General features: G+C 41.8%; 19 protein-coding genes. 5 read left to right on the forward strand and 14 right to left on the reverse strand.

Annotated features, from left to right (window positions below; translation table 11 throughout):
- Positions 1–103: 103 nt before the first annotated feature.
- Positions 104–2,020 carry a Glu-tRNA(Gln) amidotransferase subunit GatE gene (gene gatE / locus MmiHf6_RS03730; protein WP_316558362.1) on the forward strand — a complete coding sequence of 639 codons (1,917 nt, stop codon included), beginning with the start codon at positions 104–106 and terminating at the stop codon, positions 2,018–2,020.
- A 311-nt stretch (positions 2,021–2,331) separates the two neighbouring features.
- Here the strand turns inward: gatE and MmiHf6_RS03735 are convergent, their stop codons facing one another.
- On the reverse strand, positions 2,332–2,778 hold the full coding sequence (locus tag MmiHf6_RS03735; protein ID WP_316558363.1) for a hypothetical protein: 447 nt from the start codon (positions 2,776–2,778) through the stop codon (positions 2,332–2,334).
- A 1,315-nt stretch (positions 2,779–4,093) separates the two neighbouring features.
- Here MmiHf6_RS03735 and MmiHf6_RS03740 point away from each other — a divergent pair.
- The 3 genes from MmiHf6_RS03740 (at position 4,094) to MmiHf6_RS03750 (ending at position 8,128) form a co-directional block, all read left to right on the forward strand.
- Complete coding sequence (locus tag MmiHf6_RS03740) at positions 4,094–4,558, forward strand: hypothetical protein (protein ID WP_316558364.1); 465 nt, start codon at positions 4,094–4,096, stop codon at positions 4,556–4,558.
- 1 nt (position 4,559) lies between these two features.
- Positions 4,560–7,775 (forward strand): carbamoyl-phosphate synthase large subunit, encoded by a 3,216-nt coding sequence (gene carB, locus MmiHf6_RS03745; protein WP_316558365.1) that lies wholly within the window; start codon positions 4,560–4,562, stop codon positions 7,773–7,775.
- Positions 7,776–7,960: 185 nt separating this feature from the next.
- On the forward strand, positions 7,961–8,128 hold the full coding sequence (locus MmiHf6_RS03750) for a hypothetical protein (RefSeq protein ID WP_316558366.1): 168 nt from the start codon (positions 7,961–7,963) through the stop codon (positions 8,126–8,128).
- Between the two features lie 23 nt (positions 8,129–8,151).
- On the opposite strand, the gene MmiHf6_RS03755 is transcribed toward MmiHf6_RS03750, so the two are convergent.
- The 3 genes from MmiHf6_RS03755 to MmiHf6_RS03765 form a co-directional block, all read right to left on the reverse strand.
- The gene (locus tag MmiHf6_RS03755; RefSeq protein WP_316558367.1) at positions 8,152–8,304 is read right to left on the reverse strand and encodes a hypothetical protein; all 153 of its coding nucleotides are present in this window, start codon (positions 8,302–8,304) and stop codon (positions 8,152–8,154) included.
- A 222-nt stretch (positions 8,305–8,526) separates the two neighbouring features.
- Complete coding sequence (locus MmiHf6_RS03760; protein WP_316558368.1) at positions 8,527–9,819, reverse strand: (Fe-S)-binding protein; 1,293 nt, start codon at positions 9,817–9,819, stop codon at positions 8,527–8,529.
- Positions 9,819–10,664, reverse strand: a complete 846-nt coding sequence (locus MmiHf6_RS03765) for a respiratory nitrate reductase subunit gamma (RefSeq protein WP_316558369.1) — start codon at positions 10,662–10,664, stop codon at positions 9,819–9,821. Before MmiHf6_RS03765 ends, MmiHf6_RS03760 begins: the two co-directional genes overlap by 1 nt.
- Positions 10,665–11,417: 753 nt before the next feature.
- Here MmiHf6_RS03765 and MmiHf6_RS03770 point away from each other — a divergent pair.
- Positions 11,418–12,347 carry an RNA methyltransferase gene (locus MmiHf6_RS03770; RefSeq protein ID WP_316558370.1) on the forward strand — a complete coding sequence of 310 codons (930 nt, stop codon included), beginning with the start codon at positions 11,418–11,420 and terminating at the stop codon, positions 12,345–12,347.
- 245 nt (positions 12,348–12,592) lie between these two features.
- Here MmiHf6_RS03770 and MmiHf6_RS03775 read toward each other — a convergent pair whose 3' ends face one another.
- The 10 genes from MmiHf6_RS03775 to MmiHf6_RS03820 all read right to left on the reverse strand — a co-directional run bounded on the left by MmiHf6_RS03775 (position 12,593) and on the right by MmiHf6_RS03820 (position 23,091).
- Positions 12,593–12,718 carry a hypothetical protein gene (locus MmiHf6_RS03775; protein ID WP_316558371.1) on the reverse strand — a complete coding sequence of 42 codons (126 nt, stop codon included), beginning with the start codon at positions 12,716–12,718 and terminating at the stop codon, positions 12,593–12,595.
- A 574-nt stretch (positions 12,719–13,292) separates the two neighbouring features.
- On the reverse strand, positions 13,293–14,258 hold the full coding sequence (locus MmiHf6_RS03780; RefSeq protein ID WP_316558372.1) for a polyprenyl synthetase family protein: 966 nt from the start codon (positions 14,256–14,258) through the stop codon (positions 13,293–13,295).
- A 209-nt stretch (positions 14,259–14,467) separates the two neighbouring features.
- On the reverse strand, positions 14,468–15,811 hold the full coding sequence (locus MmiHf6_RS03785; RefSeq protein WP_316558373.1) for an RNase J family beta-CASP ribonuclease: 1,344 nt from the start codon (positions 15,809–15,811) through the stop codon (positions 14,468–14,470).
- A gap of 382 nt (positions 15,812–16,193) precedes the next feature.
- Positions 16,194–17,288 carry a type 2 isopentenyl-diphosphate Delta-isomerase gene (gene fni / locus MmiHf6_RS03790; protein WP_316558374.1) on the reverse strand — a complete coding sequence of 365 codons (1,095 nt, stop codon included), beginning with the start codon at positions 17,286–17,288 and terminating at the stop codon, positions 16,194–16,196.
- Positions 17,289–17,644: 356 nt separating this feature from the next.
- Positions 17,645–18,421 (reverse strand): isopentenyl phosphate kinase, encoded by a 777-nt coding sequence (locus MmiHf6_RS03795; protein ID WP_316558375.1) that lies wholly within the window; start codon positions 18,419–18,421, stop codon positions 17,645–17,647.
- A 140-nt stretch (positions 18,422–18,561) separates the two neighbouring features.
- Positions 18,562–19,473: a mevalonate kinase gene (locus tag MmiHf6_RS03800; protein ID WP_316558376.1), complete on the reverse strand. Its 912-nt coding sequence runs from the start codon at positions 19,471–19,473 to the stop codon at positions 18,562–18,564.
- Positions 19,474–19,665: 192 nt separating this feature from the next.
- On the reverse strand, positions 19,666–19,986 hold the full coding sequence (locus MmiHf6_RS03805; RefSeq protein ID WP_316558377.1) for a hypothetical protein: 321 nt from the start codon (positions 19,984–19,986) through the stop codon (positions 19,666–19,668).
- Positions 19,987–20,285: 299 nt separating this feature from the next.
- On the reverse strand, positions 20,286–21,518 hold the full coding sequence (mutY, locus tag MmiHf6_RS03810; protein ID WP_316558378.1) for an A/G-specific adenine glycosylase: 1,233 nt from the start codon (positions 21,516–21,518) through the stop codon (positions 20,286–20,288).
- Complete coding sequence (locus MmiHf6_RS03815) at positions 21,466–22,029, reverse strand: DUF4240 domain-containing protein (RefSeq protein WP_316558379.1); 564 nt, start codon at positions 22,027–22,029, stop codon at positions 21,466–21,468. The genes mutY and MmiHf6_RS03815 overlap by 53 nt, the downstream gene beginning before the upstream one ends.
- A 69-nt stretch (positions 22,030–22,098) precedes the next feature.
- Entirely contained in the window at positions 22,099–23,091 is a 993-nt protein-coding gene (locus tag MmiHf6_RS03820; protein ID WP_316558380.1) for a tetratricopeptide repeat protein, read from the reverse strand.
- Between the last annotated feature and the right edge of the window lie 263 nt (positions 23,092–23,354).

Below are 23,354 nucleotides of genomic sequence, written 5' to 3' on the forward strand. Positions count from 1 at the left end.
CATCAATTCATGAGTAATGTTTTTTAATCTTGATTTTATCTTGTATTTCATATTTGTAAATTGTAATTATTATTGAAATTATCGAAATAAAAAGGAATTTAAAATGAGTCATGAAGCTAAAACTATCCCTGACTACGATTATGAAGCGCTCGGCTTGATGGTCGGCCTTGAAATTCACCAGCAGGTGGATTCCCCGACGAAACTTCACTGCCGCTGTCCGAATATTTACAGGGAGCCGGAAGAATCGACGCATGAAATCAAAAGATACTTGCGCCCCAAAGCCAACAATTTAGGCATGATGGACCGCGCCGTTGTCGAACAGACGCAGGCCAACCGCCAGAGCAGATACATGGTTTTTGACACAACTTGTTTGGGAGACATTGACGAAGCGGGACCGGCGCCCGTAAATCCGGAAGCATTGAAAACAACGCTTGAAGTGTCCAAACTTCTTCATATGATTCCCGTCGACCGCGCGCACACGATGAGAAAGATCATTGTTGACGGATCCGGACCGGGCGGCTTTCAGAGAACGACATTTATCGCGGGAAACGGCTGGATCGAAACAGTTTCCGGAAAATGCCGCATCAACAGTTTGTGTTTGGAAGAAGAATCCGCGCCGAAAATGGAAGAAACGGATGAATATACGGTTTTTTCGCTTGACAGACTCGGAATTCCGCTGATCGAAATTGCGACCGAACCGGACATTCGAACGCCGGAACAGACTTTTGAAGTCGCTTCTTATCTCGGCATGGCGCTTCGATCGACGCTCGGCGTTAAAAGAGGCATCGGAACGATTCGCCAGGATGTGAATGTTTCAATTAAAAACGGAACGCGCGTTGAAATGAAAGGCGTTCAGGCTTTGTCGATGATCGGCGAAATCGTCAAGCGCGAAATTTTCAGACAGCTTGCGCTCATTGAAATCAAAGAAGAATTGAATGCAAAAGGCGCGTCTGTTGACACAACGCTTTATGATGTGACGGATGTTTTTGCCGAAACAAAATCTAAAGTGATTATCAACAGCGCCAAAAACAGACAGATTATCGCAATCCGTTTGAAAGGATTTGACGGCTACATCGGAAGAGAAGTTCAGCCCGGCAGAAGACTCGGAACAGAACTTTCGGAAAAGGCAAAAGCAGTCGGCGTTTCAGGATTGTTCCACACAGATGAATTGCCGAATTACGGCATTACCGCTGAAGAAGTGGAAGCGCTCAGAAAAGCTGTCGGCGCCGAAGCGGATGACGCCGTCATTATGATTTCCGGCCGCGCCGAAGTCGTTAAGCGCGCAATGGAATCTGTCGTTTCACGCGCCGAGCAGGTTTTGATTGAAATTCCGCAGGAGACACGCTACGCGCAGCCCGACGGCAACACATCTTACATGCGCCCGCTTCCGGGAGCTGCCCGAATGTACCCGGAAACAGATTTGCCGACTTTTGTAATCAGCCGTCAGGAATACCGCGATTTAGCGGCGCCCGAGCTTTTAACAGACAAGTCAAAACGCTACATGAAAGAATACGGCATCAACGAAGAATTCGCGGACAAGATTGCGTTTTCCAAATACATGAAACTCTTTGAAAAGCTGGCCGAGAAATATAAAGGAAATGAAACAGCAACGCCGATTTTGCTTGCCAGAACATTTACCGGCGTTTTACCCGAACTAAAAAGAGAAGGTTTGGATGTCGATTCAATTACCGATATAAAATTCGAAGAAATGTTTGATTTGATTGCAGACGGCACGCTCCCGAAAGATGCGTCCCGCAATATTTTGGTGATCGTTTGTAATGATTCGTGCTGCTGCATCGCAGAAACCGTTGAGAAGCTCGGCATCGGATCAGTTGACAGAAAAGAAATTGAAGAATATATTGACAGCGTTGTTGCCGATAAGAAAGATTTTATTGCCGAAAAAGGACCCGCAGCTGTTGGTCCTTTGATGGGAATCGTCATGGAAAAATACCGCGGCAAAATCGGAGGCAAAGAAGTCAGCGCTCTGCTGAAAGAAAAAATTGATAAGATGACGAAATGATGAAAATCATTTTGAAATCTTTTCTTACATTTTTATTTACTTATTTATATATAATTTTATATACTATTTTATTTGCTTTTTTCAATTAATTCAAGGTTCGAATTTCATAAAACTGTCATTAAAACGAATAACTGTTTTTATTTCGGCTTTTTATTTAATTTGATCTTGATAAAATGAAATTACAAGTTATGGAATACAAATTTTGAAATTGCTAGCAATTAAAAGCGATAGCAGAAACGAAAAATCAAAAAGAAATAAAGACAAATAATAGCAAAAGAAAATGAAAGAAAAAACATTAAAAAGATGAGAATTTACCAAAACTGGTACCATTTCTTCTTTTTAGCATCTTCAAGCTCAAGTGTTTTCTTTTCAACCTGATTAATAAGTGTTTGAACTTGAGCGATATGCATTTTTGTCGTGTTGTCGCGTTCCGTGATCTGCTCGTCTTTGGTTTCGAGCTGACGGTTCAAAGCCAAAATCTGATTGTCTTTGATTTCAAGTTGTTTTAAAAGAGCAGAAACATATTCCTGTGAAACGACGTCGCTGTCGTCTTCAGACAAATATTTTTCAAGCGCCTTTGTAACAACAGTGCCTTTTTGTTCCGGATGATTGTCTAATTTTGCATAGAGTTCTGCAGATATCCGAACATTCAATTGTCTTTTATCATCTGATTTGCTATCATCTGATTTGGCATTTTTGCCGGCGGCACTTAAATCTTCACGTTTGCCGCTTTCGTTTGAATCGGAAATATCAGTCATAATTACAAGTCCGTTGTTATAGAAGTCTATCAAAATACTACATCTTGATATAAATTGTTATTTGTCTCAATATCGCTAAAATACTAATTTTGCCGAAAAAACATCCGAATCTTCGGGAATATATCAAAATGTTGCAAAATGCTGCAAAATTGAAAGCATTTGATAGTCGAGAAATCGAGAGATAGAATCCCGATATAACGAATAATAGATTTTCCTATAAAAATTTTGCAGCCGAAAGAAAGAATCAGCCTTTGTAAATAGAAGAGATAGAAAATTGAGAATACAAACGAGAAAAGGATAGAAAATTGAAGAGAGAGAAAAATAGCAAGAGATAGCAAAAACAAAAAGACCTGAAAACGCAATCGACAAAGTCAAATCAAAACGACGTCGAATCGAAAAATAAATTATAAAATAGCAAAAAGATAGAGATTCAGAGAGATTTGCTATATTTTCGGCTAAAATTAAAGCTAGACTCAAAAAACGGCATCAGTCAATTAGAAAATGAAGCATTTTCCAAGAAAAATATAATTTCAGATAGGATTTTGATGCAAAATGATATGATTAAATAGATTTGAAAAAAGAGGTTTCAAAAGAATAGCAAAATCGAATTTTTCTGCTATTTTTGGCTAGATAATTGCGATAAGTATATATCTGATTGAAGCATTCTATGAATTGTCAGCGTTGGGTTATAACACTCATTTAACTCAACCGGACTCGAAAAATCTTTGAATTGGAAGAAATGTGTGAAAAGAGAAAAGGATGATTTGTGGCGAATTATCCTTTTCCGACTTCTTTCGATTAACTTTTTTAAAAAAACAAATTAAAAATAATCGGCAGATGAATGATCTGCTTTGAAAAATTGTTAAAATCAATTACAGCGATATTGTATATACCTTTTGCGGTCGATTACGTCTTCGAATAATTATATAGAAGAAAGATTAAAAAATAAACTGTCGACTCGAAAAAGAAACAAGAGGATGAAAATTCGACAAAGAGTTTCAAATAAATATGTGGCACAATTGTCAATAAAAATTATCAATGATATCACTGCCTTAATTATCATAGATATTTCAGAGATTATTGCAGATTAATAATAATCCGGACAAATATAAATTACAAATTCGTCCTATCTTTTCCTGATTTATTAAAAATTTTCATTCAGAAGAAACTCAATCGTTAAAACTTGATCAATTTCACAGACAATCATGACATTTTCAATCACAGAAGTTATATATTGGAACGCTAATCAATCAAGTTTTAGAGACTTATGACCCGCAATTTTTGCTGCAAGTCTTAAAAATCAAAAGAAACGAGATTGACAAAAGCTATGACTTATAAAATGAAAATACTGAAAAAAGACAAGCTTTTTTTAATACATAAAAAAGCGTTGGAAACACCCGTTTTTCGGACAGCGTTTCTGACTTTATCGACTTTTATTACATTTATTAATTCGATTTTTGCTTTTTGTATTTCTGTTGATATTTCTTTTACTTCTGTTTATTCTGCTTTTGCTTCTTCCTTTGTTTTCTCTTTTTCTTCTATCTCTTCTTTTGTTTCTCACTTCAACAAGTTTTTCTATGATTTATTTTCACAGAACCGTTTCTCAAAAAATACTTACAACATTTTCAATACTATTTTCAGAAAATTTTCTGACATTACTGACATATTAGAGATGAAATCATTCAATCCGGAAACGACTGCCGCGGAAATGATAGAAAAACATAGCAGCAAAAAAATCGCACAGTATCGTATACTATCACAAATAACAGGTGGATATTAAAATGCCGAAACGAAATGACATAAAAAGAGTATTATTAATTGGATCCGGCCCGATTGTAATCGGCCAGGCAGCAGAATTCGATTTCTCGGGAACGCAGGCATGCCGCGCTCTGAAAGAAGAAGGATTGGAAGTCGTTTTGGTAAATTCAAATCCGGCGACAATCATGACCGACCCGGAAACAGCCGATGTCGTCTACGTTGAGCCGATCAACTCCGAAATATTGGAGAAAATCATCGCCAAAGAAAAACCCGACAGCATTATCGCAGGCATCGGCGGGCAAACCGGCTTGAACATGACAACCGAACTCGCCGAAAAAGGAATTCTTGATAAATACGGCGTCAAACTTCTCGGAACGCAAGTCGAATCCATTAAAAATACGGAAGATCGTGAACTCTTCAAAGAGCTCATGATGAGTATCGGAGAGCGTGTTCCGCGCAGCAAAGCCGTCACGACAATGGAAGAAGTCGAAGAAACAATCAAAGAATTCGGACTTCCCCTGATCATTCGTCCTGCATTCACACTCGGCGGCGCCGGCGGCGGCATTGCGTACACCCGCGAAGAACTTTACGAAATTGCCGAAAAAGGATTCAAAAAGAGCCGCATCCACCAGCTTCTGATTGAAGAAAGCGTTCTCGGCTGGGAGGAAATCGAATTTGAAGTCATGCGCGACAAAAATGACACTTGCATTGTTATTTGTACGATGGAAAACATCGACCCGATGGGCATTCATACCGGCGAATCAATGGTTGTCGCACCGATTTTAACACTTCCCGAAAAAGACATAAAAATGCTTCGCGAAGCTTCCATGCGCATTTTAAGGGCGCTTAATATTGAAGGCGGCTGCAATGTTCAGCTGGCATATAATCCTGAAAACAGCGATTACAGAGTTATTGAAGTCAATCCGCGTGTTTCTCGATCTTCCGCTTTGGCATCCAAAGCAACCGGATTTCCGATTGCCCGCGCAACCGCAAAAATTGCAATCGGCATGACATTGGATGAAATCGTCAAAGGCGTTGAAGTCAAATCCGACAACTGGGAACCGACTGTTGATTATGTCGTCGTAAAAGTCGCACGCTGGCCGTTTGATAAATTCACGGCCGCCGACCGCAAATTAACAACAGCGATGAAAAGTACCGGCGAAGTCATGGCAATCGGCGGAACAGTCGAAGACGCAATTCAAAAAGCAATCCGCGGACTCGACATCGGAAAACATATTGATGAATATTCATGGACGGATGAAGAAATCGAAGACCTTTTGAGAAACGCAACGGATGAACGTATTTTTGTCATCATTTACGCGCTGAAAAAAGGCTATTCTGTTAAAACGATTTCCGAGTGGACAAAAATCAACCCGTTCTTTATCGAAAAGATCAGCAATTTTGTCTTGTTTGAAAACATCTTAAAAGAAGAAAAATTGACAAAAGAAGTCTTAATCGAAGCTAAAAAAATCGGCTTCACCGATGAAAGAATCAGCGAATTAACCGGCAAGAGCCGTGAAGAAATCACAGATATGCGCGCAAAAGAAAATATGGAAGCCTCTTACAGAATGGTTGACTCCTGCGCCGAAGCCTTGGAATCATTCACGCCTTATTATTACACCGAATACGGCGTTGAAAATTTGTCTGTCACCGATGACAGAGAAAAAATTCTGATTCTCGGTGCCGGACCGATTCGTATCGGACAGGGAATTGAGTTTGACTATTGTACCGTCCATGCCGTCAAAGCGCTTCGCGAAGAAGGAATTGAAACACTGATTATCAACAATAATCCCGAAACGGTTTCAACCGATTACGATACGTCCGACAAGCTTTTCTTCGAACCTGTCACGCTTGAAGATGTCATGAACGTGATTGAAAAAGAAAAACCGGCAGGCGTTTTGATTCAGTTCGGCGGTCAGACTTCCGTGAATTTGGCAATGCCGCTTGAAAAGGAATTAAAGAGACGCGGAATGAATACCAAAATTTTGGGAACATCTCCTGAAAATATGGATATGGCAGAAGACCGTGAAAGATTCAATACTTTGATGAGCAGTCTCGGCATTTTGCAGCCGGAAGCCGGATATGCAACGTCTGAGAAACAGGCTTTTGAAATCGCCGAAAAAATCGGATATCCGGTTTTGGTCCGCCCGTCATATGTTCTCGGCGGCCGCGCGATGGAAATCGTTTACGATCGCGATGAACTTGAAAAATACATCAAAGAAGCGGTTCGCGTGACCCATGACCACCCGATTTTAATTGACGACTTCTTAGAAGGCGCCCGCGAAATTGATGTTGACGCCGTTTCGGACGGAGAAAACGTCTATATCGGCGCAATTATGGAGCACATTGAAGAAGCCGGCATCCACTCGGGCGACTCGGCTTGTGTGATTCCGCCGCAGACGCTTCCCGAAGACATTTTAGAAATCGTCAGAGACTACACTCGAAAGATTGCGCTTGCGTTAAACGTGAAAGGAATGGTCAACATCCAGATGGCTGAGCAGAACGGTAAGGTTTTCGTTTTGGAAGCCAATCCGCGCTCCAGCCGAACAGTTCCGTTTGTCTCCAAGGCAATCGGCATCCCGCTTGCAAAGATTGCGGCAAAAGTAATGATCGGCAAATCTTTGAAAGAGCAGGGTTATACGGCAGAAAAAGAGCCGCAAATCAAGCATGTTGCGGTGAAAGAAGTGATTTTGCCCTTTGACAAGCTGCCGGGCGCAGACCCGCTCTTAAGCCCGGAGATGAAGAGTACGGGCGAAGTCATGGGAATCGACTACAGCTATGATTTGGCGTTTTACAAGGCCGAGATGGCTGCAGACAACACGCTGCCGCTGGAAGGAACAGTGTTTATGTCGATTCGTGACAAAGACAAAGAGGAAATGCTTGAAGTCGCCAAAGAAATGACTTCTGTCGGCTTAAAGATGATCGGAACGAAAGGAACGGCCGAATTCATGGAAAAGAACGGTATTTCAATGGATATCGTTTTAAAAGTTCATGAAGGAACGCCCAATGTGATTGATCGCGTCAGAAAGAATGAAGTCAATTTGATCATCAACACACCGACAGAGAAGACGAAAGCACGCCGTGACGGGTCCAAGATCCGCCGCTCAGCCGTTGATTACGGTGTTCCGTACATCACAACACTTCAGAGCGCAAAAATCTCGGGAAAAGCGATTATCGCGGCAAAAGAAAAAGAAATGACGATTAAATCGATTCAGGAATACAACAAAGACAATGCATAATGCATTGCCTTTTTTCTTCTTTTACATTTCTTTTTTCTTTTACCTTTCTTTTTTCTTTTTATTTATATTTAGAAATATCAGCAATTATCCATTCTCATAATTTTTCATCTATTTTTTCAATGAACGGTTTTTCAAACGTCGGAAGACTGATATAACTTCAGGACTTTTGTTCATCGGTGATTTAAATGGGCTTATTTGATAAAATTGAAAAGAAAATCGACCAAAAAATCGACAGAGAAGTCAGCAGCGCAAAATACCAAGCTGAAAGAAAGGTTGACAACGCTGTTGATAAAAAAATTAATGACACAAAAAAAGATGTCAAAAATTCAATTAAAGAAGAATTGAAAAAATAATTTATTCTTCTTTTCTTTTTCGATTATATTTCACTTTCATGATTCTGTTTTTTGTATAATTCTTCAATCACATCGGGCGTTTTTAATAATTTTTTGAAGAGCTTGGCGACTCGCGCGGCGGGCGGCTGTCGGGCAGCAGCCGGGCGCAAACTGACGACATCGGCACACAGCAGCACAATCGGCGGCGCGGCAGAATAGAAATGCTGAGAATTAAAATAACACAAAAAACGGCACGAATTTAGATCAAATTTGGCAAAATTCAAAACCAAAATTCAAAAAAAATTCAAAACCAAATGTCTGTGTTTTAAACAGCATTCACTCAACAAAAAATATTTCAAAAAAAGAAAACGGTAAAACGGTTTTTCAACCGTTTCACGATTTTTAAGAATTCAATTGAGTTAATCTTTAACGTTGCTCAAACCGAGTGCGCGGGCACTGATTTCAACAATGTCTTCAATAACGATGTCTGCACGCGGATTTTCTTCGGCCAAAAGCGCGTCGCGTCCGTCAGAGAGGTTTCTCTTACAGAACGGGCAAGCCTGAGCAAAGATGTTGGTCTTTGTCTTTTCTTCGCCTTCGGGGTAAAGAATTTCCATTGCGTCGCCGACTCTTGCCTTTGCGATTGAAAGCGCAAGTTCGGGCATACCTGCTTTGACACCGCCGCCGGCACCGCAGCATCTCTGATATGCTCTGCTGCGATCCATCTCGACGTATTCCATGCCGGGCATGCTCTGAAGAACTTTTCTGGGCTCTTCATAAACACCGACGTGGCGGCCGAGGTGGCACGGGTCGTGGTAGGTGACGATTTTGTCTTCGCCGTAAGGTTTCTGGACCCATTCGACTTCGCCGGCTTCAATCTTTTCGGCGAGGAACTGGGAGACGTGCATCACTTTGAAAGGCGTTTCTTCACCGAGAAGTCTGGGCCAGTCAACAAGAGATGCTCTGAAACATCCGGAGCAAGCGTAAAGAACGGTTTTTGCGCCCTTTGCTTTGATCTTTTCAACGTTGGACTGTGCAAGTCTCTTGGGAAGATTTTCTTCTTTGAAATACTGACCGGTTCTGATCAAAACGGAACCGCAGCAGGCTTCTTCTTCGCCGAGTGTACAGAATTCAACGCCGAGCTTGTTCAAAACACGGGCGGTTGAAACGGCGAGGTTTGTCTGCTTCATACCGGCTGTACAGCCCATGAAGTAAAGAATGTCTGCTTTGTCTGCAATTTTAACGTCATCGGGAATCCAGTTCAAGCGGTTTTCTTTCGGCTCGTTGTAAGAGTTGAAAGTGTCGCTGATGATCTTGGGCATTCCGCCCTGCTTGCCGTACGGACCTGTGCCTCTCTTCACAAGGTCGGCGCGCATGGCTTCCCAAAGTTCGACGGTGTTGATACCGGCTTCACAAACTGTTGCGCAAATGCCGCATGTTGTACAGCCGTGGACATCGTCTTTGAATTCGACGAATTCTTCTTCCGGAATTTCCTTGGGACCGAAGAAGAAAGCGCGCATGCCGTAAGACTTGTCAACGAAGCGTTTCCAGCGGTAAATTTTGTCGCGCGGGGAAAGGCCGGGTCTGTATCCGGAGCCTTCGTAGGTCGGACACCATTCGGCGCACTCGCCGCAGCGCATACAAGCGTCAAGCTCCATGAGCTGAACAGCTGTCAAGCATTTAATTTTAAGAGACGGTTCTCTTCTTGCCATTAATGTTCGCCTCCTTTGTTAACGATCATTGTCAGCGGCGCCGTAATCATGTGGATGTACTTGGAGTACGGGATGAATGCGAAACCGACGAAGAGCGCAAGAACACTGTGTGTCAATGCGATTTCTTTAACATATGTCAAGAACGGAGACATGCCGCCAAGCGTCCATAAGAGATAGTCATAGAAGATGAAATCATATCCTGTAAAATCGGTGATGCCGATTGCGATATATCTGCCTGCGTGTGCAATAAAACCGGTGACGACGACGACAATCAATGTGATGAGCAAAATCGAGTCGTAAGAGTTTGTGTTGTCTCTGACTTTCGGGATGAAAAGTCTGCGGGCAACTGCAATAATAACACCGAGGAAAAGCAAGTATCCGAGAAGCTGATTCGGAAGCTGCAGGAATTCTCTGAACCATTCGGGATCGATAAAGTGAATGCCGACCATGTGAATCAATTCAATCGCGAACATAAGTCCAGATAATGAGAAAAGGCCCATCCAGCCGATGAAAATACACATGTGCATAAACCAGCGGAACGGATCTGCGCGTGCGGTTCTTCTCAAAAGAAGAACATCAAAAACTAAAGTTACCAAGATATTCTGGCCGTGATGAACAGAATGTGCCCGAAGCTGTTTCCAAAACGATTTGCAGAAAACAATGACACTTCCGATAAGTCCTTGTTTGCCTTCTTCTGGTTCAATGCCCCATGCAAGTGAGCCCTGACCCCATTTACGGACGTTGAAGTAAAGTCCGAGCATAAGAAGGGAAATAGCAAGAACGGACGTTGTCATCATAACGACGAATGTAATGGACACGCCGGCAATGCCTGAAAAATAATCCATAATTTTAATTCTCCATATTTTTTGAAAGCAAATGACTGAGGCAGCTTTTTTGACGTATTATCAATGACAAATCATTACAATCAAAATGAATATTAATGCAATCAAGATGAATAATAATGACAAATTGTGATGAAATACATTTGCTGTCAACCAAACAATAATAATTATGATAGCGAACGATAGCGTTCAGTTCATTCAAACTTGCCGAACCCAACTAAAATGTTGAAAACAGAGTCGAACGAACTAATGTTTACGTTCTATCAAGTCACCCGTCCCCCATAAAAAGAAGAGATTGACCCGAATCGACTAATCGATGATAGAAGTTAGTAGGCACTTTGTACCGATTATATTTAAATATTATCATCCGGCAGACTCTGATATTATTTGAGCGGCATTTCCAAAAATGAAACCCGCCGGCGTGTTTTTATGATGAACAATAATGAAGAATTTTCGCAAAATGAACGAATATTTCACACTCCGAACAAAATTTGACAATAATTTGACAAGAAAACGATAATAAAAAGACCAATTACAGATCAAAAAATTCTAAAAAGGAGAATGAACCCAAGTAAAAACTAAGTAAAAAACTAAGTAAAAACTAAGTAAAAGCCCAAATAAAAACAAATAAAAAATCAAGTAAAAAAATAAGTAAAAAACCAAAAAAACTAAGTAAAAAAATTAAATAAAAATTCAAATAAAAAAATCAAGAAAGCAGACAAAATAATAAAATACCATCATCGTTTTTTTGGCTGTATGTCTGACAGATTTTCTGGAGAGAATGAACAAGCAAATAATGCGGATAACGCAGGTAATGCAGATGATGCGAAAAATGCAGAAACAGAAGATGCAATCAAATTCATGCCGAATCTGCGAATCGTCTTAGTTGAACCGCTTTATCAAGGAAATATCGGATCGGTTTGCCGTGTTATGAAAAATTTCGGCTTCACGGAACTTTATCTTGTCAATCCTTGTTCTTTGGAAGGAGAAGCTCGGGCGATGTCTTCCCATGCGATTGATGTTCTTCAAAATGCGAAAATTTGTCAAACGATTGAAGAAGCTGTTTCGGGCTGCGATGTTGTTATCGGAACAACGGGAATGCGCGCTTTAAAAGGCTGCGATCATATTCGAACGCCTGCGTTGACACCCGGCGTTTTGAGAGAAAAAATGGAAGAATTTCACCCGGATACGAAGTTTGCACTTCTTTTCGGGCGTGAAGATATCGGTTTTACAAATGAAGAACTTTCTTTTTGTTCAATGATTGCGACAATTCCGTCGTCTCACATTTATCCTGTGATGAATTTGTCTCATGCCGTCGGAATTATGGTTTACGAACTTTCCGGCGCGCGATTAACGGGAAAATACAAAACCGCTGACTTTATTGAATTTGATTCAATGTGCGCTCATTTCGGTGAAGTTTTGGAAGACATGGATTTTGATCCGCTGAAAAAAGAAAAAATGGCGCTGATGATGAAAAGAATATTTGCCCGCGCCGAACTGACACCGTGCGAAGCAAAAACGCTGCGCGGCATTTTCAGAAATATTCAATATCATGCGAAGAAATCCAAAGGGGAAGATGTCAGCAAATACAGAAGAGAGATTGAGAATCAGTTTGAGAATATTGATTTTGAAGAAGAATTTGATTTGGATTTTGACGTTGATTTTGTTGACAAGATGGAGAAATGATTCCGGTCAAAATTATTTTTTCGATTTGTCTCGTTTATTCCGCTTTTTAAATTATATTATTTCTTAATTATATTATTTTTTAATTTTAACCTTTTTCAATTTTCGGATAAAACCAAACATCCATTTTTATTTTCACGATAAACCTGAACGCCCGATAAAATCATAAACTTAAAATTTTTAGATTTATTGAAAAAACGGCGTTCAATTTTTCAAAATTTTGAGAAAAGACGATGTTTCAATTGATTTTAGATTGAATAAAATTTCAAACACCGCCCCTCCAACGACGCGTTTCCGAAGCGCAGCGGCAGGATTGAAGGAGTTGGAGATTCTAACAATGAGTCGACGAATTCATTGATTCCGATTTTTAACATAATCTGCCTCAACTGCGTTTGAACTTTTTATTCGGCGTGGAAAGAATCCGCCAAGTTTTAATTTAGAAAGATGAAAACTGAAATTGAACATTTAATTCGTCGTGTAAGAATCCGCCAAGTTTTAATTTAGAAAGGTGAAAACTGAAATTGAACATTTAATTCGTCGTGTAAGAATCCGCCAAGTCTCGTTTCCTCCGCTACGCTTCGGAAACTCAACTTGCGGGAACGTTACTTGAACTTTTCACATATTTTCTTCAAAAATCAAACATCGTTTTTATTAAACTAAAACAAAAACGAACGCCGTTTTTCTTTAAAATATTCTTTGATTTGGATTTTAAAGAGCGTTCGTGTTTATTGAGAAAAATAAAATGGATGTTTAGGTTTGTCCGAAAATTGAAAAGGATGTGAAAGAGGTTGCTGCTGCCTGCCGCTCGCGCGAGCCGCACAAATTTTTCAATAACGAAAAAAGAATCGCAAAATAATAAAACAATAAAAAGGGAACGAACGACGGATTTAAAAAAAGAAAGAAAAAGGAGGATTTGTTAATCCTCCCCGATTGAAATTAAATTGAAAATCAGAAATCGCGATACAGCATATAATCTGCCATATCTTTCAAAAGCTGCTTGGACGGGCTGTCGGGCAAAATGTCAAGCTTGGCTTTTCCTTCTTCGACATAACCGACTGCAAGATCCTTGACGTAAGCAAGAGAGCCGGAATCCGTTAAGACTTGAATCGCTTCTTCGATATCTTCTTTTGTGCCGGAGCCTTTGCCGAACGCGCGCGGGATGGCGCCTTTTTCGGTGGCGTGAATCATCAAAAGCGTTCTTTTGCCTTCAAAAATATCACTGCCCTGGCGCTTGCCGATGATTTCTTCAGGCATCGTCAAGTCCAAAACATCATCATAAATCTGGAAGCCGAGGCCGACGAGGCGGCCGTAATCGTAGAGTGCCTGATCGACTTTTGCGTCCGCGCCGCCGATGATTGCGCCGATCTGTGCGGCAGCGCCAAACATTATCGCGGTTTTCTTTTCAATCATTTCCAAATATTCATCCGCGGAAACGGTGTCGCGCTTTTCAAAGTCAATATCAAGCCACTGACCTTCACAAACTTCAACACACGTTTTGGAAAGAATGTTGGCAGATTTTAAAAGGCGGGCGGGATCATTGTCGGCTGTCGTAATAATTTCAATCGCTTTTGAATAAAGCGTGTCGCCGGCCAAAATCGCGCCTGCTTCGCCCCAAATTGTATGAACGGCCGGAAGACCGCGGCGGACAGGGTCGTTGTCCATAATATCGTCATGAACAAGCGTAAAAGTGTGCATCAATTCAATGGCAACAGCTGCGGGAACGGCGGTTTGGATATCGCCGCCGACTGCCTCGGCGCTTGCCAGCAAAACGGCAGGCCTGAGTCTTTTGCCGCCGGCTTTAACAATGTGGCGGGAAGCTTCGTAAAGACCTTCGGGCTTTTGAACGGGAAGCAAACCGTCAATCGCTTCATCGACCGGAACAGACAGTTTTTTAATTTCATCAACAACAGTCATAATAAAACTCCAAATCAGTATAGAATTTAATAAATCAATAAAATAATTCAATAAATTAATAAAACAAATGAATAAAAATAACAAATTCCAATCGGAAACAATCATTCCGACCGGAATTAAATTGAGATAATTAACTGAAATTTAATTAAAGTTTAATAAGATTTAATTAAAGATTTAACTCAACTGAATCTAATTAAATTGAAATCAAATCAGGGTTCAAGGAAAAGAATCTCACCGTTTCTGAGCAGGTGAACCGTTTCTCCGAGAACATAGCCGGCATCTTCAGCCATTTCAATGTAAGCGCTGTGCATTGCCAAGTCGCCGTGTGCGGGAATGACGTGCGTCGGCTGAACGATTCTGAGCATTTCCCAGTGGTCTTCGCGGTAAGCGTGGCCGGAAACGTGAACGTCGTCATAAATTCTTGCGCCGCGCATCTTCAATTTTGTTTCAAGCGCGTAGCGGTTGGCGCGCGTCATCGGACTTGGGATAATATTTGCCGAGAAAATAATGCGATCGCCGGATTCTACTTTAAACGGCGTTTCACCATTTGCGATTCTGATCAAAATAGATCCGGGCTCGCCCTGGTGACCGGTGACGACAGGCAAATATTTCTCCTTGCCGCCTTCCATGATCTTTTTCAAAGCGCGGTCGACATCCTTTCTGTGACCGTAAACTTCAACGTCTTCGGGAAGCGTAATGTACCCGAGTTCGTGAGCGGCGTAAAGATATTTTTCCATAGAGCGTCCCATAAACACAGGAATGCGTCCCATTTCTTCGGCGATTTCAATAATCGCATTCAAACGAGCGATGTGAGAGGCGAAAGTCGTCACGATCATACCGACGTGAGATTCTTCCGTTCCCAAAAGAACATCGCGGAGCATTTCTTTTGCAATCGTTTCAGATGGTGTTTTACCGGACCTGGCGCTGTTTGTCGTCTCGGTGATCATTGCCAAAACGCCGTCCTGTCCGATTCTGCGAAGCGTGTCAAAGTCGGGCGAGTCGCCGATTGTCGGCGCGCGGTCCAATTTGAAGTCGCAGGCGTACATAACGGAGCCGTAAGGCGTATGCAGAACCGCGATCACGCTGTCAACAATGCTGTGCGGAATGCTGACAAATTCAACGCTGATGTCTTCCGTAATTTCATATGTGCCGCCGGCTTTGAGCGCAATCAGCGGATTGTTGACCTTGAATTTCTTCTCTTCATCGATCTGCTGGCGGATGAGCGCGGTCGTGTACGGCGTTGAAATGATCGGCGCGTTGTAGCGGTGCGCCAGCTTCGGAATCGCACCGATATGGTCCAAGTGGCCGTGCGTACAAACGATTGCGCGAACCGTTCCGTTCACGTCTCTCATAATCGTATCATCGGGAATGGCCCCCATGTCAATCAATTCAAGCGAGTGCATGCGATCGATTTCCGCATCCTCGTGGATCTGAACACGGTCCAAGCGGATGCCCATATCCAAAATAACAATATCTTCGCCGACGACAACAGCCGTCATGTTACGGCCCATTTCATTATAACCGCCAACGGCGACAATTCCAATATCTTCCATTTTTATAAAGTCCTTATTTTTAATTTAATTTTGATAGTTTTTAATTTAACTTGAAAGCTTTTTTGAGAGCTTTTTTATTTTTAATATTTTTATTTTTAATACCTTGATTTAAATTCGAAATTTTCGATTTAAATTTTTAAACATTCTATTTTAAAAAATATTATTTTGAAATTTTTTTTCAAAATTTTTATTTTTTTGACTTTTTATATTTTTTTTGATTTTTTTAATGTTTAATTTTTTTATTTTATTGATTAAAATTCAATTTTGAACTTTAATTTTTGATTTCCTTTAAAACATGAATTCCATAGAATTCGAATAAGGGATGACTGTAAATGCCGAAATTTCGGCTGAATTTTACGATTTAAATTGAAATTTAATGCGTTTAAAGAAGTTCTTTGTTGGCGTAATCCGTGACATTGAATCCGCGGCTTGTCAAATAGTCGTACGTTTTTCCCGTGACGACCGCATGTGTTTGAGAAAGCACTTTTATGTTTGCGCAGCCCGTTAAAAACATGGAGGCTTTGAGTTCCTGCTCCATTAAGCGAAGCGCATCTGTGACCGCGTCCGCGCCTTTAAATGCCGGCTCGACAAACGGAAGTGCTGCGCCTGCTGCTGCCGCGCCGAGCGCAATCGACTTGGCGACGTCAACGCCTGTTCGCACGCCACCGGTTGCAACCACGGGAACCGCAACTTTACATTCAATCAAACCGGAAACGGTCGGAATGCCGAAGTCCCAGAACAATTCACCGAGATGCTCGCCCAATTTGTCTTTGTCCATTCGGGCGCGGTAAACTTCAACGCCGGACCAGCTCGTTCCGCCGGCACCGCCGACATCAATTGCGGCAACGCCTGCTTTTTTCAGCAAAAGCGCGTCTTCGCGGGAAATACCCGCGCCGGTTTCTTTCGCCATCACCGGAACATCTGCCGCGGCGCATATTTGTTCAATCATTTCCAAACAGCCGCTTGCGTCAATATCGCCTTCGGGCTGAATGGCTTCCTGCAAGAAATTCAAATGAATCGCAATCGCGTCCGCGTCAATCATAGAAACCAAAGAATTGACACCTTCTGTGCCGTATTCTTTGATCTGAGCCGCGCCGATGTTTCCGTAAACAAAGGCGTTCGGCGCTTTTTCGCGAACGATTTTAAAAGAATCAGTTTGTTTCGGGTCGTCAATGGCTGCTCTTTGGCTTCCAACTCCGATTCCGACGCCGACCGTTTCGGCAGCTTCTGCAAGCGCCGCGTTGATTTTTGTCGTTTCGGGATGTCCGCCCGTAATGGATGCAATCATAAAAGGAAAAGCTAATTTTTTGCCGAGGAAATCCGCGGACATATCAATATCATGCATTGAAATCTCGGGCAGAGCGCGGTGAACCAATGTCACGTCTTCAAAACCGGCGCTCACCTTGCGGGATTCAACATGGCATCGGGCGCAAAGCTCCAAATGCTCAATTTTTCTGCGTGATGTTTCATGCTCCATTTTTTATGCTCCGGATATCACCCGTAAATCGGGATTAAAATTTTCCAAATTGAAATTTCCATTCATTAAGACTGATTTCTTGAATAACCTACTCGGTAATAGTATATAAATAATTCACAAACAAGACAGAGAAACAGCAGAAAATTACCGAATCCGACCCGTAAACTGTCAAAAAATAATTTCCGAACGAAAATAATTTTAAAACATTTCTAAATTAAAACATTTCTAAAATGATTAAAAAAATCAAAAACGTTTCAAAAGCATCTTAACATTTCAAAAAACATTTCAAAACCATCTTAAACATTTCAAAAAAGTCTCAGACATCTTAAACATTTCAAAAATGAAAAGAATCGAAATTATTCATCTTTACAAATCAATGTGCCGACGGTATCTCCTTTTAAATAAGCGGCAACATTTCCCGGCGTATTTGCGTTAAAAATACAGGACTCAATCCCCGTTTTTTCCGCAAGGTCCAAAATTTCCGACACTTTTCCGAGCATGCCGCCGGTCACGTCCGTTCCCGCCGAGCCGCCGATGTGCTGCTTAACGGAATCAAAACTCTTCGGCGTAATTTTCGGAATTGTTTTTCCGTTTGAATCCAAAACGCCGTCCGTTGCCGATCCGAGGCCGACGCGCTTTGCGTTCAGCGCCGCCGCCACGTAAGGCAGAGACTGATCGCCGGACAGGATGCAGGCGCCGCGCGTCGTATCCATACAAACGTCACCGTGCAGAACGGGAACCAAATCGTGTTTCAGCATTTCTGCGATTTGATCGGTGTAAAGGAAAGTCAGTCTTCCGTCACCGCAAATCGAAAATGAAAGCGGATTTAACGGAACCGCCGGAATGCCTTCCGCTCTTAAAGTTTTGACGATCATTTCATTCAATTCGCGAACGGAGTCATGTGTTTTTAAAAAACCTTCTTCGTGAAATCCTTTGTCCAAACCGTACTGTTTGGCGTAAACGTGACCGTATGAGCCGGCGCCGTGAACGATAACCAATTTTCCGGAAAAGCCCGCGATTTCCCGCGCGATTCGCTCCATTTCATCCGCCTTGGCGGAACCGGCAGCCGCATTTTTGTCTGTGACGGCGCTGCCGCCGACTTTTAAAACCGTAATGTCGGAATTTGAATTCATAAATTTCCCTGTTTTGAATTGACTGTTTTTGTTTAATTGTGAATGATTTATACAATAATTATACAATAATTATACAATATTTAATGTGAATTAAATGCAAATTAACGTGAATGACTGTAATATGCGATTGAATTTTGTGATTATTTCGACTCGATTCGAACGCCTACGTGTGAAGTCCGGCAAATGAAAGAGTCGCCGCCCGCGCGCTTGATCGCATGCGCGACGCGTGACAGATTTTTGTGTTCGCAAAGCGCAATCATACAGCCGCCGCCGCCCGCGCCCGTAATTTTGGATCCGAGAGCGCCTGCTTTTCTGGAAGCGTAAACCAATTCCGAAAGTTCTTTGGAGCCGACGCCGATTGAATCAAGCAGTCCCTGATTGATGTTCATCAATTCGCCGACGGTATGAAAATCGCCTTCCTGAATGAACTCAATGCCTGTTTCCGAAATGGCACTGATGGTGTCCATGATTTGACCAATCACGATCGGATGTCTTTCTTTAAGCGCGGCGACGTTTGAAACGATTTTTCGCGTGGATGAAAATTTACCGGTGTTTCCGATAACGATAAGCATGTCATAAAATCCGAGTTTTTTACGATCGGGAATTTGAACCATTCCGCCGAAAGTCGAAACAAATGTGTCTGTCGGGCTGGCGCGCCCTTGGACTTCCGATTCCACTTGGTGCCCCATATGAGCGATGTCTTCAAGCGTCAGATTCGTGCCGTAATAAGCGTCAAGCGCTTTGATCGTTGCGATCGTGACGGCCGCAGACGATCCGAGTCCCGAGCCGACAGGAATATCGGAATGAATGTCAATGTTGACGCCCGTCACGTCCGTGAATCCTTTGAATTTTTCGACAACGGAATAAATGTAAGGATGTTTTCGCGGGTTTAAATCAACGCTGCCGCCCGGGCCTTTCATTTGAACCGTCGGCGCTTCTTCAACGGTGACATGCGCGCGCAAATCAATCGCGCAGGCAATCGCTGTTTTGCCGTAAACGACTGCGTGTTCGCCGAATAAGAAAATTTTGCCGGGCGCAGAACTTGTAATCATTTGTATGACACCAAAATTAAAAAATTAATTAAAGTAAAAGATATAAAACCTGAAAAGTAAATGCCGCTTAATTTATAAATTCATTCCCCGAACTTCAAAATTAACATGAATTTTACCCCGCATTCTTCGATAAAAAATGCAATCTTCCCTTTGATTGTTTTAAAAATGCGATTCCCTCTTTTGATTATTTTTCTAAAAAATGCAATATTCGTTTTGATTTTTTTCTAAAAATGCAGTCTTCGTTTTTATTTTTTTAAAAAAAAATGTGCGGCTCGCGCGGGCGGCGGCAGCTGCTGCGGCTGCCGGCAGCAGCACACGGAAACCTGATTGGAAGCAAACAGTAAAATACAGTTGCACATCGGCAGTCTCGGCAGGAGCCGGCAACATTAAAAGACAGTCGCAGACGAGCAGGCTCAGCCGGAAGCTGACAGCAAAAAGACAGTTGCAAAACAGCACTTTGCCGGCACCGGAAAGTAATTTACAGTCAACGGTTTTGAGTTTTTTATTTCGCATTGGAAGAATCCGCCAAGTCTCGTCTCCTCGCTGCGCTCGGAAACTCAACTTGCGGGGGCGGTTTTTGGAATTTCATTTACTTTGTTTTTCGATTGAAACATCATTTTTATCAAATTTCTTAAAAACGGAACGCCATCTTTTATCCAAATTTAAAAATTAAAGATTAGGGTTTTATCGGGCGTTCGGGTTCACCGATTTTATTAAAATTGGATGTTTGGATTTCATGGTGAAAAATAATACAAATACAATTAATAAAAAAAGAAAAAGAAAAAAATGAAATGAAATAAAATGAGATGAAATTACTCAAATTGAGACAAAGTTTTTGAAACAATTTTTTTAGATTTTTTGCCGTTCTTTGAAACTTTTTGATCATCCGAATCGGCTTCTCGAATAACTTTTTTCATCAGCGTTGAAAACGGATAATTCTCAAAATCTTTTTTTGAAACAAATTGCCCGCCGCTTTTCTTCAAATTCATCAAATCCGATTCGTTTTTCATAGAATTGATTTTGGTTTGATAAATTTCAAGAGTCAAATTGATATGCGTAAAAACGTGGCGGACGCTTTTTCCGGTTTCAATCCAATCCGTATTTTCAATCGGAAACGGAATTTCACGAAGCTTGCTGCGGTCGCCTTCAACTGCTTCCCACGGGAATTCCGTCAATCCGTGGAGCAATCCTTTTTCCGAGCGTTTTCGAATCAAAACCTCTTTGGATTCATTTTCAATCCAAAATAATTTTCCGATTTTATTGATTTTTTGAAGTTTTTCGATTTTCGGAATTTCTTCAATCAAATGAAGAGACAGAGCCGCGCAATCGGTTTCAAACGGACACGAATTGCAAACGGGGTTTTTCGGCGTACAAACCGTTGCGCCGAGATCCATGATCGCTGAAGTATAATCGGCGGCGCGGGTATCGGACATTAAATTCTGCGCTTTTTTTGTAACATCGGGAAGACTGATTGCCGTGCTTTCCTGAATTCCGTAAAGACGGGAAATGACGCGGATGACATTGCCGTCGACAACAGCTTCCCGTTTGTCAAAAGCAAGCGATGAAATACTGGCTGCCGTGTAAGGTCCGATTCCGGGAAGTTTCAAAAGTTCTGAATAAGTTTCGGGAAATTTGCCGCCATGGTTTTTAACTAAATATTGAGCACACTCGTGAAGTTTTCGAGCGCGTGTGTAATAGCCGAGTCCCTGCCACATCAGAAGAACATCTTCGATATCGGCATTTGCAAGCGTTTCGATGTCCGGAAATTTCTCCAAAAAACGGTAAAAATAAGGAATGACGGTTTTGACCGTCGTCTGCTGAAGCATGATTTCAGAAATCCAAACCGTATACGGACTCGGGTGAGCGCCGCGGACGCGCCAGGGCAGATCGCGCCCGAATTGGTCATACCAGCTCAGCAGCGCGGAAGACAACGCCGCTCTTTTTTCGTTTTCTTCATTGTCTTTTTCATCGTTTTTGACAACAGAATTTTCATCAGAAAGGATCGTCATAATATCTTTCAAATAATTTCGGGCAGACGGCTTCAAGCGTTTTCGGATCGTCTTCGTCCCAAGTTAATTCGATTTCAAAGATTTGGAAATTGTCTTCAAACGTATCCAAAACGTCATAGAAATCGTCTTTTCCCGTCGCTTCTTCGTAAGCGTCAAGCGTTGCGTAAAGAATTTCTTCGTTTTCGGGAAAATCTCTTTCATCCATATTTTCAAAAATTTCAAGCAAGGAATCGGGATTTTCAAGCGCGTTTTCGTAAACGCCGCGCCCTTTTGAAATCAGCCAGGCGCGGAAATAATCAAACGCGTCGTCAGAACAGCCGCCGCAAACAATGTAAGCAGCCGCCCATAAATCGGAATGATATGATTTCTCCAAATGTTTATCCAATTGATAATCAAAACCGAAAATATCGTCAGCCGTCATGGAAGACAACTGCTCGACTAAATTATCCAATTGATCCTGAGGATCATCCGCTTTTGAAAGTTCGATGATTTCCCAGAATTTATCTTCACTCATTAAATTTTCACGAGAGCCGCGCATCTGATTCATGATGTTTCCTCGAAATGATTTTTGAAATGATTTTTGAATTGATGATATATGTTTATCAATTTTTATCAATTATTCATCGATTGATGAAACGGCGGTTTTGATTTCCGCGTCGCTGGATTCCAGTAATTTTTGGAAATCCGGATCATTCCACAAAGATTCGTAGTCCAAATCTTCTTTTGCCCATTCGCGCGCTTCAGCATTTGTGTTGATCGCTTTTCGAAGGTATTTCAAACTTTCCGCTTTTTTGCCGACGACTGCTAAAATGCCGCCGATTCTGAACCAGGAATCGGGCAGATCGGGAATCAATTTCAGAGTGTTGCTGAATGCTTCCTGCGCGTCTTCGGGGCGGCCGATTTTCAAAAGCAGATGCGCTTTGTCATACCAGGCTTCTTTGCTGTTCGGATCGATCTGAATAACAGAATCGAACGCGGCAATTGCTTCATCAAGTCTGTCCAGCTGCACCAATGCAAGCGCTTTGTTGTAAGCGGCGCTGAAATTGTTTTTGTCTTTTTCAAGAATTAAATCGTAAACTTTGACGGCTTCGTCATAGTCTTTTAATTGAAGAAGCGCGGTTGCCTTGTTGTAAACGGCGTCGACATTTTCGGGGTCGGCAGTGATGGCTTTATCATAGCTTTCGACGGCTTCGCTGAACAAACCGAGTTCGGATTGAATGACGCCTTTGTTGTAATAAGCGTCGCTGTCATTGGGATTGAATTTAACGGCTGTATCGTAAGCGTCCATTGCTTCATAAAAGCGGCTGAGACCGTGAAGCGTGAGCGCTTTGTTGTACCAAGCGTCGCCGTTTTCGGGAGATTCGGCAATAATATTTTCGTAATATTCAAGCGCTTTTTCGCGCTCAGCCAATTGATGAAGCAAAATGCCGCGGTCGGATTCGGGACCGGCCTCTTCGCCTGAATCGGCGTTGGCGTTGGCATTTACATCCCCAACGGCGCTGCCGCAGCCGCTGCAACCGGCGCATCCTGCGCTTGTGTTTTCTGCGTTTTCGTTTTCAAGTTCTTCTTCAGATTGAAATTCCTGATTTTTTTGATTTTCGTTATCCATTTAAGTCCCTCTGTTCAACTCTGTTCGTTTATTTTTGAATATGATTCAAAGAACAAATGCAACCTTTTAATTCTTTCCCCGCTTTTTCAATTCTTTAATTGTTTTCAATTATTTCCAATCATTTTCAATCCTTTTTATCAATATTCATCGTTTTTTGTTTCGGTTGTCAGCATCTTTCCAGTTTCGCACGCGAAAGCGCTCCAATTTTAATTTGGTTATTAAATAAGTAGAAAAGAGATTGAAGAAATGAATCAAATAAATAA

This window comes from Methanimicrococcus hongohii (assembly GCF_032594095.1).
Lineage (GTDB): Archaea > Halobacteriota > Methanosarcinia > Methanosarcinales > Methanosarcinaceae > Methanimicrococcus > Methanimicrococcus hongohii.

Excerpts from the sequence above, each read along its gene's own strand:
- gatE (WP_316558362.1), top strand. The coding sequence starts at position 104 with ATGAGTCATGAAGCTAAAACTATCCCTGACTACGATTATGAAGCGCTC.
- MmiHf6_RS03735 (WP_316558363.1), bottom strand. The coding sequence starts at position 2,778 with ATGACTGATATTTCCGATTCAAACGAAAGCGGCAAACGTGAAGATTTA.
- carB (WP_316558365.1), top strand. The coding sequence starts at position 4,560 with ATGCCGAAACGAAATGACATAAAAAGAGTATTATTAATTGGATCCGGC.
- MmiHf6_RS03750 (WP_316558366.1), top strand. The coding sequence starts at position 7,961 with ATGGGCTTATTTGATAAAATTGAAAAGAAAATCGACCAAAAAATCGAC.
- MmiHf6_RS03760 (WP_316558368.1), bottom strand. The coding sequence starts at position 9,819 with ATGGCAAGAAGAGAACCGTCTCTTAAAATTAAATGCTTGACAGCTGTT.
- MmiHf6_RS03765 (WP_316558369.1), bottom strand. The coding sequence starts at position 10,664 with ATGGATTATTTTTCAGGCATTGCCGGCGTGTCCATTACATTCGTCGTT.
- MmiHf6_RS03770 (WP_316558370.1), top strand. The coding sequence starts at position 11,418 with ATGTCTGACAGATTTTCTGGAGAGAATGAACAAGCAAATAATGCGGAT.
- MmiHf6_RS03775 (WP_316558371.1), bottom strand. The coding sequence starts at position 12,718 with ATGTTAAAAATCGGAATCAATGAATTCGTCGACTCATTGTTAGAATCT.
- MmiHf6_RS03780 (WP_316558372.1), bottom strand. The coding sequence starts at position 14,258 with ATGACTGTTGTTGATGAAATTAAAAAACTGTCTGTTCCGGTCGATGAA.
- MmiHf6_RS03785 (WP_316558373.1), bottom strand. The coding sequence starts at position 15,811 with ATGGAAGATATTGGAATTGTCGCCGTTGGCGGTTATAATGAAATGGGC.
- fni (WP_316558374.1), bottom strand. The coding sequence starts at position 17,288 with ATGGAGCATGAAACATCACGCAGAAAAATTGAGCATTTGGAGCTTTGC.
- MmiHf6_RS03795 (WP_316558375.1), bottom strand. The coding sequence starts at position 18,421 with ATGAATTCAAATTCCGACATTACGGTTTTAAAAGTCGGCGGCAGCGCC.
- MmiHf6_RS03800 (WP_316558376.1), bottom strand. The coding sequence starts at position 19,473 with ATGATTACAAGTTCTGCGCCCGGCAAAATTTTCTTATTCGGCGAACAC.
- MmiHf6_RS03805 (WP_316558377.1), bottom strand. The coding sequence starts at position 19,986 with ATGCGAAATAAAAAACTCAAAACCGTTGACTGTAAATTACTTTCCGGT.
- MmiHf6_RS03815 (WP_316558379.1), bottom strand. The coding sequence starts at position 22,029 with ATGAATCAGATGCGCGGCTCTCGTGAAAATTTAATGAGTGAAGATAAA.
- MmiHf6_RS03820 (WP_316558380.1), bottom strand. The coding sequence starts at position 23,091 with ATGGATAACGAAAATCAAAAAAATCAGGAATTTCAATCTGAAGAAGAA.